Source organism: Bradyrhizobium sp. KB893862 SZCCT0404, assembly GCF_018130885.1.
Classification (GTDB): domain Bacteria; phylum Pseudomonadota; class Alphaproteobacteria; order Rhizobiales; family Xanthobacteraceae; genus Bradyrhizobium; species Bradyrhizobium stylosanthis.
The window spans coordinates 293549-309875 of the sequence record NZ_JAFCLT010000006.1 but is presented as its reverse complement, the minus strand read 5'-3'; the positions used below and the strand labels follow the sequence as shown (position 1 = coordinate 309875).

12 protein-coding genes are annotated in these 16327 nt (G+C 59.1%); 10 read left to right on the top strand and 2 right to left on the bottom strand.

Annotated elements, in window-relative coordinates:
- The first annotated feature begins 23 nt into the window (after positions 1–23).
- Complete coding sequence (locus tag JQ617_RS24645; protein WP_212028542.1) at positions 24–2036, top strand: copper amine oxidase; 2013 nt, start codon at positions 24–26, stop codon at positions 2034–2036.
- Positions 2037–2579: 543 nt separating this feature from the next.
- Here JQ617_RS24645 and JQ617_RS24640 read toward each other — a convergent pair.
- Positions 2580–3584 (bottom strand): LysR family transcriptional regulator, encoded by a 1005-nt coding sequence (locus tag JQ617_RS24640; protein WP_212028722.1) that lies wholly within the window; start codon positions 3582–3584, stop codon positions 2580–2582.
- Positions 3585–3811: 227 nt separating this feature from the next.
- Between JQ617_RS24640 and purU the strand changes: the two genes are divergently transcribed.
- From purU to JQ617_RS24615, 5 genes are all read left to right on the top strand, one after another.
- Complete coding sequence (gene purU / locus JQ617_RS24635; protein ID WP_212028721.1) at positions 3812–4684, top strand: formyltetrahydrofolate deformylase; 873 nt, start codon at positions 3812–3814, stop codon at positions 4682–4684.
- An 18-nt stretch (positions 4685–4702) separates the two neighbouring features.
- Positions 4703–5983, top strand: coding sequence for a glycine cleavage T C-terminal barrel domain-containing protein (locus tag JQ617_RS24630; protein ID WP_249157462.1), 1281 nt, complete (start codon positions 4703–4705; stop codon positions 5981–5983).
- An 8-nt stretch (positions 5984–5991) separates the two neighbouring features.
- On the top strand, positions 5992–6969 hold the full coding sequence (folD, locus tag JQ617_RS24625; RefSeq protein ID WP_212028541.1) for a bifunctional methylenetetrahydrofolate dehydrogenase/methenyltetrahydrofolate cyclohydrolase FolD: 978 nt from the start codon (positions 5992–5994) through the stop codon (positions 6967–6969).
- 13 nt (positions 6970–6982) lie between these two features.
- Positions 6983–8338, top strand: a complete 1356-nt coding sequence (locus JQ617_RS24620; protein ID WP_212028540.1) for an MFS transporter — start codon at positions 6983–6985, stop codon at positions 8336–8338.
- Between the two features lie 538 nt (positions 8339–8876).
- Positions 8877–10298, top strand: a complete 1422-nt coding sequence (locus JQ617_RS24615; protein ID WP_212028539.1) for an amidohydrolase family protein — start codon at positions 8877–8879, stop codon at positions 10296–10298.
- A 206-nt stretch (positions 10299–10504) separates the two neighbouring features.
- Here JQ617_RS24615 and JQ617_RS24610 read toward each other — a convergent pair whose 3' ends face one another.
- Positions 10505–10711, bottom strand: a complete 207-nt coding sequence (locus tag JQ617_RS24610) for a hypothetical protein (protein WP_212028740.1) — start codon at positions 10709–10711, stop codon at positions 10505–10507.
- Positions 10712–11138: 427 nt separating this feature from the next.
- Here JQ617_RS24610 and JQ617_RS24605 point away from each other — a divergent pair, with 427 nt between their 5' ends.
- From JQ617_RS24605 to JQ617_RS24590, 4 genes are all read left to right on the top strand, one after another.
- A complete protein-coding gene (locus JQ617_RS24605) occupies positions 11139–12731 on the top strand; it encodes an ABC transporter substrate-binding protein (RefSeq protein ID WP_212028538.1) in 1593 nt (530 codons plus the stop codon).
- Positions 12732–12884: 153 nt separating this feature from the next.
- Positions 12885–13826 (top strand): ABC transporter permease, encoded by a 942-nt coding sequence (locus JQ617_RS24600; protein ID WP_212028537.1) that lies wholly within the window; start codon positions 12885–12887, stop codon positions 13824–13826.
- A 2-nt stretch (positions 13827–13828) separates the two neighbouring features.
- A complete protein-coding gene (locus JQ617_RS24595) occupies positions 13829–14680 on the top strand; it encodes an ABC transporter permease (RefSeq protein ID WP_212028536.1) in 852 nt (283 codons plus the stop codon).
- Positions 14677–16317, top strand: coding sequence for a dipeptide ABC transporter ATP-binding protein (locus JQ617_RS24590; protein WP_249157460.1), 1641 nt, complete (start codon positions 14677–14679; stop codon positions 16315–16317). The genes JQ617_RS24595 and JQ617_RS24590 overlap by 4 nt, the downstream gene beginning before the upstream one ends.
- Positions 16318–16327: the final 10 nt, after the last annotated feature.

The following is a 16327-nucleotide window of genomic DNA, read 5'->3' as shown; positions in this document are numbered from 1 at the left end:
CGGCGCACGATTGGAGTGTAGAGATGCAACCCGCGAAAACGTCTCCGTTTGGTGTTGTTGGGCGCGCGATTGCCATCGTCGCGGCATTGTACGGCGGCCACGCCGCGGCCGAGCAGCGATTTGCGGCCTCGCTTCAAGCAAATCATCCAATGGACGCGCTGACCTCCGCTGAAATTCGCACTGCGGCTGAACTGCTGCGCAGGGCCGGAAAACTTGGCCGGTCAGACAAACTCGTCTCCCTCACGCTCGATGAGGTCGCGAAGAGTGAAGTCCGCGGCTGGACACCAGGCAAGCCCTATGAACGGCGAGCGATCGCCGTCCTCATTGCCGACGCAAAGCTCTACGAAGCTCATCTCGATTTGAAGGCAAGCGTACTCACGAGCATTGCTCAGGTCGATCGTCGGCAAGCCGCGCTCACACTTGACGAATTCCTTGCTGCTCCAGACGTCGTCAAGGCCGATCCGCGCTGGCGCGCCGCAATGGCGAAACGCAACATTAGCGATTTCGCGAATGTCGTCTGTTTTCCGCTGACGGTGGGTCCGGTCCTCGATCCGGCCCTTGCAGAAAGACGGCTGCTGAATGTCCCGTGTGTTGACAGGTCGGGGGCGGAGAACAATCTGTGGGGCAAACCGATCGAAAACGTAATGGCGACCGTCGACCTAACCAACAAGGAGGTGACGTCAGTCATCGATCTTGGCGTCGTGCCGGCACCTCCCGAGACGCCGAGCCATGCATGGAAGAAGTCTGAGCATGGTCGAGCGGTTCCCAAGCCCGTCGAGATCGCAGCGCCCCAAGGTACGAATGTTACGATCGATGGCGGGCAGGTGCACTGGGACAATTGGTCGTTTCACGTGCGGCTCGATCCGCGGCTGGGTGCCGTATTGTCATTGATCCGCTATCGGGATCGCGGTGTTTTCCGCGATATTGCCTATCAGATATCTACCAGCGAAATGTTCGTGCCATACATGGATCCCGCTCCGACTTGGGCGTTTCGTGGTTACATGGACATCGGCGAATATGGATTTGGACTGCTATCAACACAGTTGCGCCCCGGGGAGGACTGCCCCGCGAGTGCAGCCTTTCTGGACGTCACGATTGCCGATGCGAAGGGCGAGCCAATCGGCTTGAAGGGGGCGGTCTGCATCTTTGAACGTCCCACCGGTGATCCTCTCTGGAGGCATGATGAGGCGGTAAATGGGACCTACGAGATGCGGCCCACCACTGAACTCGTGGTTAGAATGGCTCCGGTCGTCGGCAACTACGACTATTTGGTCGATTATGTGTTCGGGCAGGCCGGCGACATCGACGTCAAGCTCGGGGCCTATGGGATCGATGCAACAAAGGGCGCGGCGGTCATGACCCTGGCCGATCCCGGCGCTGAAGCCGAGACAGCGAATGGTACGCTTGTCGCCAAGCGCCTGATTGCCGTCAATCACGATCACTACATGTCTTTTCGTATCGACATGGACGTGGACGGAACGGATAACCGCTTCGTCGAGGATCGATTCGTACCGAGGCGGATATCTGTGGACGGCTCTCGTCGATCTCTTTGGCAGGTCGAACGCAGTCCCGTGCTGACCGAAGGTCCGATCGCTCTTCCCCTGAGTGCCGCCCAGTTTCGCGTGGAAAGCGCGTCCCGACGAAATGCCCAGGGATATCCAACCGGATATCAGCTTCTTCCGGGGCATACGGCGGCATCTATTCTTGCTCCAGACGATCCGTTGCAGGTGCGCGCCGGTTTCGCAGCTTACCCGTTATGGGCCACCGCATATGCCGCCGATCAGCGATTTGCCTCTGGTCCCTATCCGAACGAGAACCCGGACGCAGACGGCTTGCCAAAATGGGTTCAGGCACAACGATCGATTGACGGCCGCGACCTCGTGCTCTGGTACACGATTGGCTTTCGACATGTGCCGCGTGCAGAGGACTGGCCAGTTATGCCAGGCCTGTGGCACAGCTTTCGACTGCGACCGTTCAATTTTTTTGATCAGAGCCCGGCCTTGGACGTTCCGCCGGCTACGGGGCGGACGCAGTGAGGCCAAGCTTGTTTGCGATTTTTCTTCTCCTCCCACGTGTTGTCGCGGCGGCAGAGAATGGCTCAGATGAGGGGCCTGGCTCGCTCCTCTATTTGACTGGAGCACAATGGAGCAAGGCAAGCGAGCCACGAAAGCTCGATCTCGCAACCGACTTCATGCGCATCTACTGCGGCAATCCCGCAATGCCTCCTCAAGAGCTCGTTCAATGTATTGGCGATCGTCCGGACAATCTATTTACGACCGCGTTGATCTGTACTTCTCGACTGCCGTCGAAATAACACATCAAATCGAAGTCGCCCGAGGCAAGACAGGCTCGAAGATCCATCCGTTGTTCATGTATCTCAGTAGATGGCGCCAGCTTGTCGTTGCGTCGATGAGAGGATGAGGAAACCAATATCCGCAGACTGCGGCAATCGACCGTCGTCCCTCCGAGCACAATCCAAATCGGTCGCGGAGCGCAGAACCGACGATGCGGCTGACAAGACGAGGAAGCAACCGGACTGGGGACCCTTCCGGAGGTTGCTGATCGTCACAAACCGAGGCCTATGCAGGTCGTTCCTTGAACGCAGGTCGTCCGGCAATAGCAGGTTGTGCTGCTTTGGCGCGTGACTTGGCGTAATCGGCAGACATCGCCAGGGCTGGGTCTCTCTCGCGCAACTCCTCGGCCACAATCGATTGAAGCCAACGGACGGCGGGCTCATTGTCCATTCGACGATGCCAGTGCTGCCTGAGTTCGATTAGAGGTATGGAGACCGGCGGCGGCAAGAGTTTCAAGCCCGCATCCGCGTACCAGGCACCAAGCGAGAATGGCACGATGGAAATCATGTCGCTTGTCGCAACCAACTGCGGCACGCTCATGAAATGCGGCAGGTGCAGCACGACGCGGCGCTGCAGCTTGAGCTCCCTGACTCGCCTTTCGAAGATCTCCTGGCTGCGTCCCTGCTGATTGACGACGATATGGTCCGCTGCGAGGAACTGCTCGAGAGACAGAGTATCGCCAATTGTCGGATGGTCCTTTCGGACGATGCAGGTGAAGGGGTGATCAAACAGGTCTTCGGTAATGATGTTCGGACCGACGAGGTCTGGAAAGTAGCCGATCGCAAGATCGATTTCGCCATCTTCGAGCGCGTCTTCGAGCTGCTCATGGGACGTCGGCACGCATCGCAGACTGGCTGCGGGCGCCATCGTTCGAATCCGTTGCAGGATCGGCGGGATGAAGATCAAAACGCCGATGTCGGACGTCGTGACCGTGAAGACGCGAGTACTCTCCTCCGGGACGAAGCGGGGTTTGCGCAGGATCTGTTGGTCGACCGTCGAAAGCACGGTCTGCACCGCTTCTGCGATCGATTCCGCGAACGGCGTAGGCCGCATGCCGCGCCCGGTCGATAGGAATAGCGGATCGTCAAAGAAGTCCCGAAGCTTTCGCAAACCTGCGCTGGCCATGGGTTGGCTCATGCCAAGCTGACGCGAAACTGCCGACAGATTCTGGCTCCGGAACAGTCCATCGAGCAGCAGAAGAAGGTTTAGATCCAGTCGTCTGATATCCATAATGCTGATAGCTTGTATTGAATAATCCGGGATTTTCAATGGCGACATTATACGCGATGGTGCCCCAGCAACGTCCTGCAGAGACGACCTAGGGAGGGAAATCAGAGGCGTAATCCTAGGGATACCTCGCTCGCCTTCCTCGGCCGACCTCTCAGTCTTTGTAACATCCGCTCGCCACATCGGTGCTGCCGGAACGGTCGTTCGTGGCCGCGAGGAACCATCAATCTATGCTCTCTGAGACTGTATCGAAGTCTACCTACATCCTTACGCTGTCATGCCGCGACGTGCCAGGCATCGTGGCCGACGTCTCGCGCTGCCTGTTTGAAAACGGTGGCAACATCGTCGAGGCAGCGCAGGTCGACGAGATCATGAGCGAACGTTTCTTCATGAGGGTCGCGGTCGCCCTCTCGGAAGAGGGATCCAAGGCGGCGCGGAGCGGGATCGAGGCGATCGCCCGGAAGTTCGGGATGGAGTGGAAGCTTCGGTCCCAGGCCGAACGCAAGCGTGTGCTGCTTTTCGTCTCGAAAGTCGACCATTGTCTCGGCGATCTTCTTTACCGCCACCGGCTCGGCGAGCTCCATATGGATATCGTCGGGATCGTCTCCAACCATCCGCGCTCGTCGCTTACGGTCAGCCTGGTGGGCGACATTCCCTTCCATCACCTTCCGGTCACGAAGGAAACAAAGATGGAGCAGGAGGGGCAGATCAAGGCGCTTGTTGCCGAGACGCGCGCCGATCTCGTCGTCCTCGCGCGTTACATGCAGATCCTGTCGGACGATCTCTCGCGCTTTCTGGCGGGGCGCTGCATCAACATCCACCACAGCTTTTTGCCGGGGTTCAAGGGTGCCAAACCTTACCATCAGGCGCATGCGCGCGGAGTGAAGCTGATCGGCGCGACCGCACATTTCGCAACGAGCGATCTCGACGAAGGTCCGATCATCGAACAGGACGTCGAACGCGTCAGCCACCGCGACACGCCGGAAGACCTGATCCGGAAGGGGCGCGATATCGAGCGACGGGTGCTTTCGCGCGCAGTCCACCTCTTCCTCGAGGATCGCATCATCATCAACGGCGAACGGACGATCGTGTTCGCCGACTGAACAAACGGAGACGATATCATGTTGACACCCAAGGGCATGCGCAGGACGCCCGAAGGCTACTTCACCTCACGCTGGGGCCTTCCGGAATATACCGACTGGATCGACGAGAGCATGTCTTGGAAGGAGACCTGCGCGATCGGCGACTGGTCGTTCCTCTGGGAACGGCGCTTCAAGGGACCCGATTGTCTGAAGTTGTTCTCGGACACATCCGTTAATAGCTTCACTAAGTTCGACGTCCGGCAGTCGAAGCATGTGATCCACACCAACAAGCAGGGCAAGGTCATTGCGGAAGGCATTCTCACGCGCCTCTCGGACGACGAATTCATGCTGTTCGGACGTGGAACCTTCTGGGTCGACTACATCCGGCGCCATGGCAACTACAACGTGACGTCGGCGGCCGACGACTGGTTCAATTTCCAGGTCCAGGGCCCGACATCGCTCGCGCTCCTTGAGAAGGTCTCGAAGCAGTCGCTGCGCGACGTGAAGTTCATGCATTCGGGTGAGATCGAGATCGCTGGGTGCAAGATGCTCGCGCTGCGGCAGGGCATGTCGGGTGAGATCGGCTTCGAACTGCAGGGACCCATGACGCAAGCCGCCGCGGTCTACGACGCCATTGTCGCCGCCGGCCAGGAATTTGGCCTCCGCCGGGTCGGTGGCCGCGCGATCTTCATCAACCATCTCGAAGCCTGCTTCCCGACGATCGTCACCGACTACATGCCCGCGATCTTCGATGAGGACATGAAGGAGTACCAGGACGAATTCCGCGCCGCGATGCCGGGCTTTGCGTCGACGTTCAACATCGCCGGCAGTTTCCAGTCGGACGACATCCGCGATTGGTACCGTAGCCCGGTCGAACTCGGGTGGGCCAAGAACGTCAAGTTCGACCATGAATTCATCGGGCGTGCGGCTATCGAGGAGGAAGTCGCCAATCCGCGACGCGCGATCCGTACGCTGGTCTGGAACGGAGACGACGTGGCAGATGTCCACGCCTCGCTCTTCCGGAAGGAGCAGGAGCCCTACCAGTACATGGAAATGCCACGCGACCAGCGCGGCTTCATGTACGCCGATCGCGTGCTGAGCGGCGGAAAGGACGTCGGGGTGACCACGTCGCGGGGATACAGCTACTTCTTTCGCGAGATGCTGTCGCTGTGCACCATCGACGTCGATCATTCCGAGATCGGCACCGAAGTCGTGGTGGTCTGGGGCGAACCCGGACGCCGACAAAAGCACATCCGCGCCAAGGTCGCTCCGGCGCCCTACAAGAAGGACAACCGGCGCGCAGACCTTTCCAAGGTCTGAACCCTGCCATGACCGCGCGCATCATCGACGGAAAGGCGCTCGCCGCCGAGGTTCGAAAGGAAGTGGCCGAAGGCGTCGCCGCGCTCGTCCGCGACGGGACAGCCGTCCCGGAACTGGCGGTCGTGTTGATCGGCGACGATCCTGCCAGCCACATCTACGTTTCGAACAAGGTGCGGCAGACTGAAGCCGTCGGCATGCGGTCGCGCCGGTTCGTGCTCGATGCGGCCACAACGCAGCGCCAACTTCTGGATCTGATCGAGCAGTTGAACCATGATCCGGCGGTGAGCGGCATATTGGTCCAGTTTCCACTGCCGCCCCACATCGATACGGCACGCGTCGTAACGGCAATCCGTCCCGACAAGGACGTCGACGGGTTTAATCCGGTGAATGTCGGACGGATCGCGGCCGGCATGGAAGGCGCTTTGGTTCCCTGCACGCCGCTCGGCGTGATGCGCTTGATCAAGTCGGTGCACGAGGACATTGCGGGGCTCGGAGCACTGGTCGTGGGCGCCTCGAACGTCGTTGGCCGACCGATGGCGCGGCTTTTGCTGCAGGAGCTGTGCACGGTCTCCATTGCGCATGTCCGTACGACCGACCTCGAGCGACGATGCAAGGACGCCGACATCCTCGTCGTCGCGACCGGTGTCCCCGGTCTGATTCGCGGCAAGTTCATCAAGCCGGGCGCGACGGTGATTGACGTCGGTATCACGCGGATCAAGTCCGGCGCAGGCACCGAAAAGCTTGTCGGCGACGTCGCTTTCGAGGAGGCGATCGACGTTGCCGGAGCGATCACGCCCGTACCCGGCGGGGTCGGGCCAATGACCATCGCATGTCTGCTTGCCAACACGTTGAGCGCCGCTCGAATGGAGGCTGCACGATCGAAGGCCGCGGAGGCTGACGTGACGGACGCGGCGGAGTCCACCGAGGGCCTTGGGAGGCCCGCGTCGCGCAATTTGCAAAGGAACGATTTCAACAATCCGCACTAAAGGGGGGAACCAAATGACGACACAAGTTCTAGAAACGACGACGCAGCCGGTCATCGACATCGGAGTTCTAGCGGAAGAGGGGGTATGGAGTACCTCGCGGAAGCAGGTTTTGCTCCTGTGTGCGCTGGCCATCATTCTCGATGGTCTGGACAATCAGATTCTCGGATTCGCCATTCCTTCGTTGATTAAGGAATGGAACGTCACGCGCGGTGACTTTGCTCCGGCGCTGGCGCTTGGATTCGTCGGCATGACGATCGGCACGCCGATCGGGGGACTCGTCGGAGATTGGCTGGGGCGCAAGGTCGCTCTGATCGCGTCGGTGTTTCTGTTCGGGGCGGCAACCCTGGCGATCGCTGGCGCACATGGCGTCAACGAGGTCAGCTTGTGCCGATTTCTGGCGGGCCTGGGCCTAGGCGGCGCGCTCCCAGGAGCAACCGCCTTGATTGCAGAATTCACGCCGAAGCGAAACCGCAGCCTTTCCGTCATGCTCGGGATCGTTTGCATCCCAATCGGCGGCATGATTGGCGGCGTGCTCGCGGCACAGCTGCTGCCGGAATACGGCTGGCGGATCTTGTTCGCGATCAGCGGTGCATTGCCGATGATCGTTGCGGTGCTTCTTGCGATCAAACTGCCGGAATCCCCGCAGTATTTGTTGGCTCGCGGTGCTGACACGAAGAAGGTGGCCAGGTCCGTCCGAATCCTCGACCATACGGCTGCAGAATCCAGTGTCTTCGTGGACCGCAGGGCTGTCGGCGTGGAGCGCGCGTCGGTCGGAGCACTTTTCATTGCGAGCCTCCGTCGCACAACGGTAGCGCTTTGGATCGCATTCTTCTTCTGCTTGCTGCCGGTCTACGTTCTCTACGCCTGGGCTCCCACACTGTTGACGAGCAAAGGCTTCGATTTGCAGACCGCGAGCTTCGGTCTTGCATTGTTCAACTTCGGCGGCGTCGCCGGTTGCGTTGTCACCGGTTGGACGATCGGCCGTTACGGTACGCGGATCGCGATCCTGGCCGTCGCCGGTGCGGCGGCTGTCGGCGCTGCGATCCTAGCAGGGATGCCACTGTCAACTGAGACCAAACCGTTGCTGATGGCGCTTCTGTGTATCGAAGGATTCTGCCTGCTCGGCGCGCAGGGGTCGTTATACGCGCTGGCTGCCCACGTTTACCCAACAAACGTCCGCTCGACTGGTGTAGGCGCGGCGGCTGGCTTCGGCAGAGCAGGGGCCATCGTCAGTGCTTACGTCGGCACTTTCGCCCTCAACTACGGGACCACGGCCTTCTTCACCGTCATCGCCGCCTGCGTTGTCGTTACCTTCATCGCAGTGGCGATCGTTGATCTGCATCAGCCCCCAGTGCGGGCCGAGCCGTAACATTCGCGCAATTAAAACGTTGCTGTCGATCGCTGGCAGGCTGAGGTCGTACGGCGGGGCGCCGAATGTGGCGCTCCGCAGGCGGCTTTGGAGGCGCAGGATCCAGTTCGGCGGTTCAATTGCCGGCGGCACCGATTGCTCGAGGCAGGTAGCATGTACAGCTTCGGGAGGCCTCGGCGGCGCGTCGCGCCAAATACGAGCTCAATTCGCGCGATGCAAAAATCCAACGACCGCTGCAAAAATGCCGTGGTTCTGAGATGTTCGCTTAAAAAATCTTGCACCTACAAACGTCTCTGTGCTGGCACGGCAATTGCTGGTGTTGATGATCGCGCGGCGCGTGCAGCCATGCAATTCGACCGTCGTACACGACGACGGCCTGCAAGACCGCTGACCGGTCCAGACTCGAACTGGGGTGTTGGCCTGGAGGGGCGGCGATCATTGTGTGAGTTCACACCAATGCCCGCAGCAGCCGCGACTCGTTGCAGAAAGACAAAGCAAAAAAATCGAGCGGCCTAAACTCGAGATTTTGGAGATCAAGTTGACCACAGCCTCGCTGATCATCACAGGGTGCAATCTCATCGACGGAACGGGCGCTTTCGCAGATCGTCCCATGACGATTTGGATAGACAAGGGGCGCTTCGGCGGGATCTGGCCGGACGGGCAGCGAGAAGTTCCGGTCAAAGACATTCGCGCGATCGACGGTCGGGGAAAACACGTGATTCCCGGCTTGATCAATTCGAACGTACATCTCCTCGACGGCATCATGATGATGGGGCATGGAGGTGTAGAATATCTGGCGCGGTTCGAGGGCCGCTATCATGAGGTCATAGAAGAGGCCGCTCAGATTGCTCTGAAGGCAGGGATGACAACGGTTTTCGACACCTGGAACGCTCTTGAGCCCGTCAAGCTCGCCAGGAAACGCATCAACGAAGGCCGCGTTGCCGGTGCGCGGATTTTTTGTGCCGGCAACATTGTTGGAATGGGCGGTCCCTTTAGCGGCGACTTTTGTCTCGAATGCCGACCTACAATGAGCAAGACCTTCGCAGATCGATCCGACAAGCTGTTTGAAGCGGGCGTCGGCCGGCGTCTCAGTGCACTTCCGCCGGAAGAAGTACGGGCGATAGTTCGGGATTATCTTACGAAGGAGATTGATTTCCTAAAGTTCGCCATAAGCGATCACATTGTAATCGGGCCGTCCTATCAGTCCCTCGGTCCAATCGGACCTTATCTAACGTTCTCGGAGCGCGTGCAAAGAATCATTGTGGAAGAGACGCGTCGCGCAGGGCTTCCCGTGGTTACTCACACGACATCGGTAGAGAGCTTGCAGTCGGCTATCGATCTTGAGGTCGACGCCATGATGCATTGCACGATCACCGGACAAGTGCCGATTCCCCAGTCGACGCTCGAAGACATGGTTCGCAAATGCGTTTGGGGCGAGATTCAACCATCGACTGAGAAATACCAGAAAGCGCTGGACAAAAAAGGGGGGCGATGGGCTAAGAGCGCAGGCGGTGTGCATCGGGAGAACGCCATAAGGCTGATTCAGGCCGATGGACCGATTCTGATGGGGACAGATGCAGGCTGCACAGATCCAGACATTCTTGCCGAGCTATCCGAGGAAGAGTTGGATGAGCGGTCCTTCACGCTGGGTAAGGATCACCTCAACTGGTTTGTTGCTATGTCGCAAATGGGTATGAAGCCGATGGCGATGCTGCTTGCGGCGACTCGCGATGTCGCCAAGGCCTACGGAAAGCTTGATGACCTAGGCACCATTGAGGTTGGCAAGATTGCCGATTTGCTGATCCTGAATGGCAACCCTCTGCAGGACCTCAAAGCCTACGCCAACATCGACACCATCGTTAAGGACGGCTTGATCGTTGATCACCAGGCGCTTCCGACGAAGCAAGTGGTAACGAAGTCACGGTTCTGGTGTGATGATCCATCGTTGGTCGAGTCTTGAGCCGGCTACCAGTGGCCGCCGAGAAATCTCGAGCCCCCGGCGGCCGACGCTCATAAGACGATGCTGGCGCGTGCAACGCGGTACGTTTGGCGGGGAAGACCTCGAGCGGGCTATGAAACAGGCGTTTATTGAGGGCAAGCCAGACATATCGCCCAATTGAAGCGATAACACGCCTCCGAGGCCGGCTTGGCTTTCGTGAGAGCCGGTCATTTCTTGGTTGGGTCAGCCAAGCATACGAGATCTTTATTGAGAATAGCTTTGCCACTGGCAATAAGGCGTTCGATCACTGCGTCATTGATGACCTTTGTTCCGAACCGCCAGCCGCCACGAGCGCGACGTTGAAACGGACCGAGCTCGAGCAAGCGCAGATAGTAGTAGTCTTGAGGTGGCGCAAATATCCTGTTGCTCTTCATCACTCGGCGTCCATCCCACGTATCGCCAGCTTCGATCCGTGCACGAAAGCGCATCGCATGCGCCGAAGTGGCGGCGGGCCGGTCTGAGATCGCCGCGCCTCGTCGCTCGTGCGGCGGTTGGGCGTGCAAGTCGTGTGCCGAATAGAGCCAATGTGGGGCGTGCCCTAGACGTTGGCGAAACGACTACGATCGCGGAGGTTTTGCGTGCACGGCGCCGTTTGACGCTTGGGCAGGGCAGACGATCGGCCTGACACCGAGGATGGTGATGCGAATAGTGATGCGCTGCTGCATCAGCCGGAGCGCGCCTCACGCTTAAACGTCTGAGAAACAAACACTAAAATGGATGGCATGGTTCTTGATGAGAGAACAGTGCTCCTGCGATCGGGGGCGTCGGAGCAAGAGATACATTCAAAGCAGGGATGGGGAGATGAAATTATTTCGAGCGTTCGGTTTCGGTTTAATTGCAGCGGCGATTGCAAGTATGAGCTGTCCCCCTGCGGCGAATGCGCAGCAGAAGACGACGTTGCGCGTCGTCATGCATGCCGGCCTTCGGATCACCGATCCGATCCTGAGCACGGCCTATATTGCGCGCGATCATGGTTACATGATCTATGACACTCTCTTCTCGACCGACGAAGCGCTCAAGGTGCAGCCGCAGATGGTCGAGAAATACGAGATCAGCCCGGACAAGCTGACTTGGACGTTCACATTGCGCAGCGGTCTGAAGTTTCACGATGGCGCGCCCGTGACGTCTGCCGATGTCGTTGCGTCCTTGAATCGCTGGAGCAAGGTCGATGGTATGGGGCAGACGCTGTTCACGTTCATCGACGAACTCAAGGAGGTTGACGACGGCACTTTCAGGATGAAACTGAAGGAGCCGTATGGCCTGGTGCTGGAATCCCTCGGCAAGCAAAGTTCGAACGTTCCGTTCATCATGCCGAAGAGGATCGCGGATACGCCCGCGAACCAGGCGATTACAGAGTACATTGGCTCGGGGCCGTTTCGGCTTGTGACGGAAGAGTGGCGACCGGGAGTCAAGGCCGTCTATGAGAAGTTCGCAGACTATAAGCCCAGATCAGAACCCGCCAGTGGACTGGCGGGCGGCAAGGTTGCGAAGGTCGACCGCATCGAGTGGGTCGTCATCGGCGACGCGCAGACGACAATGAACGCGCTGCTGCGTGGCGAGATCGATGTCTGGGAAATGCCGCCGCATGATCTGTTGCCGGCGCTGAAGGCCGACAAGAGCATCGTCGTCAAAGATCGCAACCCGCTCGCACACGTATCCATACTGCGGTTCAATTCTGCGCAGCCGCCGTTCGACAATCCGAAGATGAGACAGGTCGTCTTGAATGCGATTTACCAGGAAGACTATCTCCTCGCGCAGGTCGGCGACCCGGAATACTACAAGGCATGTGGCGCGATCTTCGGCTGTGGGACGCCATTCGAGTCCTCCAAGGGTGCGGTTCTGCTCAACAAGCCTGATATCGGCAAAGCGAAGCAGATGCTGAAGGACGCCGGCTACAAAGGCGAAAAGATAGTTATCCTTCAGCCGACCGACGTGGCGATTGTCGCGCCACTCGGTCCCGTGACAGCGCAGGCGCTGCGCAACATCGGCATGAACGTCGATCTGCAGTCGATGGATTGGCAAACGATGGTGTTGCGCCGCGCCAACTCCGGTCCGATCGACCAGGGCGGCTGGAATATCTTTCACACAGCGCAGGCAGTTGCCGAGCTGATGAACCCGATTTCGAACAATTATGTTCGCGGAAAAGGGGTAAAGGACGGCGGCTTCTTCGGCTGGCCCGCTGACCCTGACATGGAAAGGTTGCGTGCGGCATTTGCACGAGAGTCCGACCCCGTCAAGCAGAAGGAACTGGCGCAGGCGGTCCATGATCGCGCCTATGAGACGCTGCCCTACATCCCCCTTGGCCTCTACATCCAACCGCCGGCCTATCGAAAGAACATCTCCGGCTGGGTGCAGGCACCCGCGATGGTCTTCTGGAACGTCGAGAAGAAGTAGGCAGAAGCTCCGTACGATCAGTCAACTCGTCCGGCAGTCGGCTCAGGTGGCCGACTGCCGGATCACGGCATCGCGTTTGAGGCGCTCCATGTGCGGCAAATGGAATGAATTAAGTCGAGGCCCTGAAGGCCAAGCAATCGGACCAGAGAGAGTATGATAAGGCTAGTTGTATATAGAGTTCTGGTGACACTGCCTGTCGTAGCGATATCTGCGATCCTGGTCTTTTGCCTTTTGCGCATGACACCTGGAAACCCGGCGATCATTCTGGCGGGGGATTATGCGACGCCCGAGACGATTGCGGCCATCACGCGAGAACTGGGGCTCGATAGATCGATCCCAGAGCAGCTTTACATTTGGGGGCTCCAGCTCCTGCACGGAAATCTCGGAAAATCCATTGTATCGGGGTTGCCAGTCACGACGATGATCGCGGACCGGATTGGCCCGACGGCATCGCTGGCCGCGACGACGTTGCTCCTGTCGGTGATCGCCGGTGTACCACTTGGTGTCGCCGCGGCCGCCAACAAGGGTAAATGGCTCGATCGTACGATCATGGGAGCATCCGTCGTCGGATTCTCCGCGCCGGTATTTGTACTCGGATACATTTTGATCCTGATATTTTCCGTTGAGCTGCAATGGCTGCCAGTTCAGGGGTATACGCCGATCAGTGAAGGCATATTGCCGTTTCTACGTGACATCGCGCTGCCGACGCTGACGCTAAGCTTCATTTATGTCGCACTGTTCTCGCGCATCACACGAACGGCGATGCTCGAAATTCTAACGGCGGACTTCATTCGAACGGCTTACGCGAAAGGCCTGCCTCGTATTGTCGTCTTGACGCGACATGCGCTCCGCAATGCTGCCATTCCCATCGTCTCCGTCATCGGCGTCGCATTTGCACTGATGATCGGCGGCGTTGTCGTGACAGAAACGGTCTTTAACGTGCCGGGCCTTGGTCGACTGATCGTCGATGCAGTCCTCGGTCGGGATTACGCTGTTATCCAAGGCGTGATCCTTGCGCTGTCGCTCGCTTATGTTGCCGTCAATCTCGTCATCGATCTCCTTTATATGATCCTTGATCCTCGGATCAAATACTGACCATGAAAGCTATCTCCGATAAAATGAAAGACGCGGGCATGGGGAGCGTGCCCGTTATCGCTGGTTGTCTCGTGCTCGTCGCGGTGATCGTCCTCGCTGTGGCCGCTCCTCTACTGACGAAATTTGATCCCATCCAGCTGGCGCCGCAGTTTCGGCTCCGTGCGCCAACGACGGAATTCTGGATGGGGACGGACATGCTCGGCCGCGACGTGTGGACGCGCGTCATTTATGGTGGGAGGGTCGCGCTTCTCATTGGTGCCAGCGTAGTCGTGGTCTCCCTTGCGGTCGGCATCGGCATCGGGCTCCTGTCCGGCTATTTTCCCGCACTCGACAAGATCTTGATGCGGATCATGGATGGTGTCATGGCCATCCCCGGCATTCTGCTGGCGATCGCGCTCGTGTCCTTATCCGGCACCGGGGTGCTTACCGTAATTGTCGCGATCGCGGTTCCCGAAGTGCCGCGAGTGGCAAGGCTCGTGCGAGGTGTCGCGCTGTCAATCCGGGAAGAGCCCTTTGTAGAGGCGGCAATTGGCGTCGGGACACCCACCGTGAAGGTGCTTTGGCGGCACATTCTCCCCAACACGCTGGCGCCGATCATCGTGCAGGGAACGTACATCTTCGCTGCGGCGATGCTAACCGAAGCGACGTTGAGCTTCATTGGCGCCGGGCCGCCTGCCGAGGTGCCTACATGGGGGAACGTAATCGCGGATGGACGCGCCGTCTTCCAGCGCGCGCCATGGATCATCCTCTATCCGGGTTTCTTCCTGGCTGCCACGATTTTGTCTGTCAACGTTCTAGGTGACCATTTGAGGGATACGCTTGACCCGCGTAACCGCGGAAAGATCGCGCTATGAGTCAATCGGACATGGTCGCGGGCAATCGAGTGCCGGTCCTGGAGATCTCGGGTCTGTCGGTTCGCCTGCCGGGTAAGGGCGATCGCGGCTACGCGGTCCGAGAGTTATCGCTGACGATTGACGCGGGGCAGACCGTTTGCATCGTAGGTGAGTCCGGATCCGGAAAGTCCGTTACGGCAGCTTCGGTCATGCGTCTCCACGAGCTTCCCTTGGAAGCGGGGCAGATCCTTCTGCAGGGAGAAGATGTGCTTGCGGCGAGCGATCGACGCTTGCGACAGCTCCGGGGAGGTCGCATGGGGATGATCTTCCAAGAGCCTATGACGGCACTTAATCCCGTTCACAGGATCGGCTTTCAGATTGAGGAGGCGCTCAAGACCCATGGGTGGGGTAGCTTGCGCAAACGCAAGGGTCGCGTCATTGAGCTCCTGTCCGACGTGCATCTGCCTGAGCCGCGACTGATCGCGAAGGCATATCCGCATCAACTGTCAGGCGGGCAGCGCCAACGCGTCATGATCGCGATGGCGCTGGCGATGGAACCGTCATTGCTCATTGCGGACGAGCCGACGACCGCACTCGACGTCACCACTCAGGCGCAGATCCTGAAGCTCCTGAAGGAGCTACAACAGAAGCGCAACACGGCGGTTCTATTCATCACGCATGATTTTGGTGTCGTGGCCGATATCGCCGACCAGGTCATCGTGATGAAGAGCGGAACGATTGTAGAGCAAGGCGACACGAAGTCCGTTCTTTACTCACCTCGGCACGACTACACGAAGGCGCTTATTGCGGCCGTTCCACGGTTGCGGCCGCGAAGCGTGGAGATCGGCTCCGGAAACGTTGCGCTTCGCGCCGTCAATCTGACCAAGTGCTTCGGCGAAAGAGGGATCTTTGGGAGGGGCCGGGTTGTAAAGGCCGTGGACTCGCTGAGTTTCGAAGTGCGTCGGGGGACAACGCTCGGGATTGTCGGAGAGTCCGGGTCGGGAAAATCGACGGCCGCGCGGTGCGTTGCCCGCTACATGGCGCCCGACTCCGGCGAGGTGAGGATTGACGACGTCGACATCGCGCCACTCAACGGCGCCGCGCTGTGGAAATATCGACAGAAGATCCAGGTCGTGCATCAGGATCCGTTTCGCTCCTTGAGCCCGAGGAGGACGATTGGGCAGACCCTTGTCGAAGGACCGACCAACTATGGTGTTGCAGATGCGCAAGCTCGCGAAAGGGCGCGATCGATGCTGCGAACCGTCGGTCTGGATGCCAGCGCGTTCGATCGTTACCCTCATCAGTTCTCCGGAGGTCAGCGCCAGCGTATCGCGATTGCTCGTGCCCTCGTCATGGAGCCGGAGATTCTCATCGCTGATGAGGCTGTGTCCGCGCTTGACGTCTCTATTCAGGCGCAGATCCTGGAGCTCTTCGAGCTGGTGCGCGACAAGTTTCATGTCGCAATGCTGTTTATTACCCATGATCTCCGGGTCGCGGCACGCCTATGCGACGAGATTATCGTAATGAAGCAAGGTGGCGTTGCGGAGCGGGGTCGAACTCAGAATGTGTTCTCCGCTCCAACCCACGCGTACACCCGGCAACTCATCGCGGCGATCCCAGGCCAAGCGTTCCTGGGTGCATCGACATCATCTGATTGAACTGGGGAGG

Bases quoted from the DNA above. Each gene is read 5' to 3' on its own strand.
- purU (WP_212028721.1), top strand. From the start codon at position 3,812: ATGCTCTCTGAGACTGTATCGAAGTCTACCTACATCCTTACGCTGTCA.
- JQ617_RS24610 (WP_212028740.1), bottom strand. From the start codon at position 10,711: ATGAAGAGCAACAGGATATTTGCGCCACCTCAAGACTACTACTATCTG.
- folD (WP_212028541.1), top strand. From the start codon at position 5,992: ATGACCGCGCGCATCATCGACGGAAAGGCGCTCGCCGCCGAGGTTCGA.
- JQ617_RS24600 (WP_212028537.1), top strand. From the start codon at position 12,885: ATGATAAGGCTAGTTGTATATAGAGTTCTGGTGACACTGCCTGTCGTA.
- JQ617_RS24605 (WP_212028538.1), top strand. From the start codon at position 11,139: ATGAAATTATTTCGAGCGTTCGGTTTCGGTTTAATTGCAGCGGCGATT.
- JQ617_RS24620 (WP_212028540.1), top strand. From the start codon at position 6,983: ATGACGACACAAGTTCTAGAAACGACGACGCAGCCGGTCATCGACATC.
- JQ617_RS24590 (WP_249157460.1), top strand. From the start codon at position 14,677: ATGAGTCAATCGGACATGGTCGCGGGCAATCGAGTGCCGGTCCTGGAG.
- JQ617_RS24640 (WP_212028722.1), bottom strand. From the start codon at position 3,584: ATGGATATCAGACGACTGGATCTAAACCTTCTTCTGCTGCTCGATGGA.
- JQ617_RS24630 (WP_249157462.1), top strand. From the start codon at position 4,703: ATGTTGACACCCAAGGGCATGCGCAGGACGCCCGAAGGCTACTTCACC.
- JQ617_RS24645 (WP_212028542.1), top strand. From the start codon at position 24: ATGCAACCCGCGAAAACGTCTCCGTTTGGTGTTGTTGGGCGCGCGATT.
- JQ617_RS24595 (WP_212028536.1), top strand. From the start codon at position 13,829: ATGAAAGCTATCTCCGATAAAATGAAAGACGCGGGCATGGGGAGCGTG.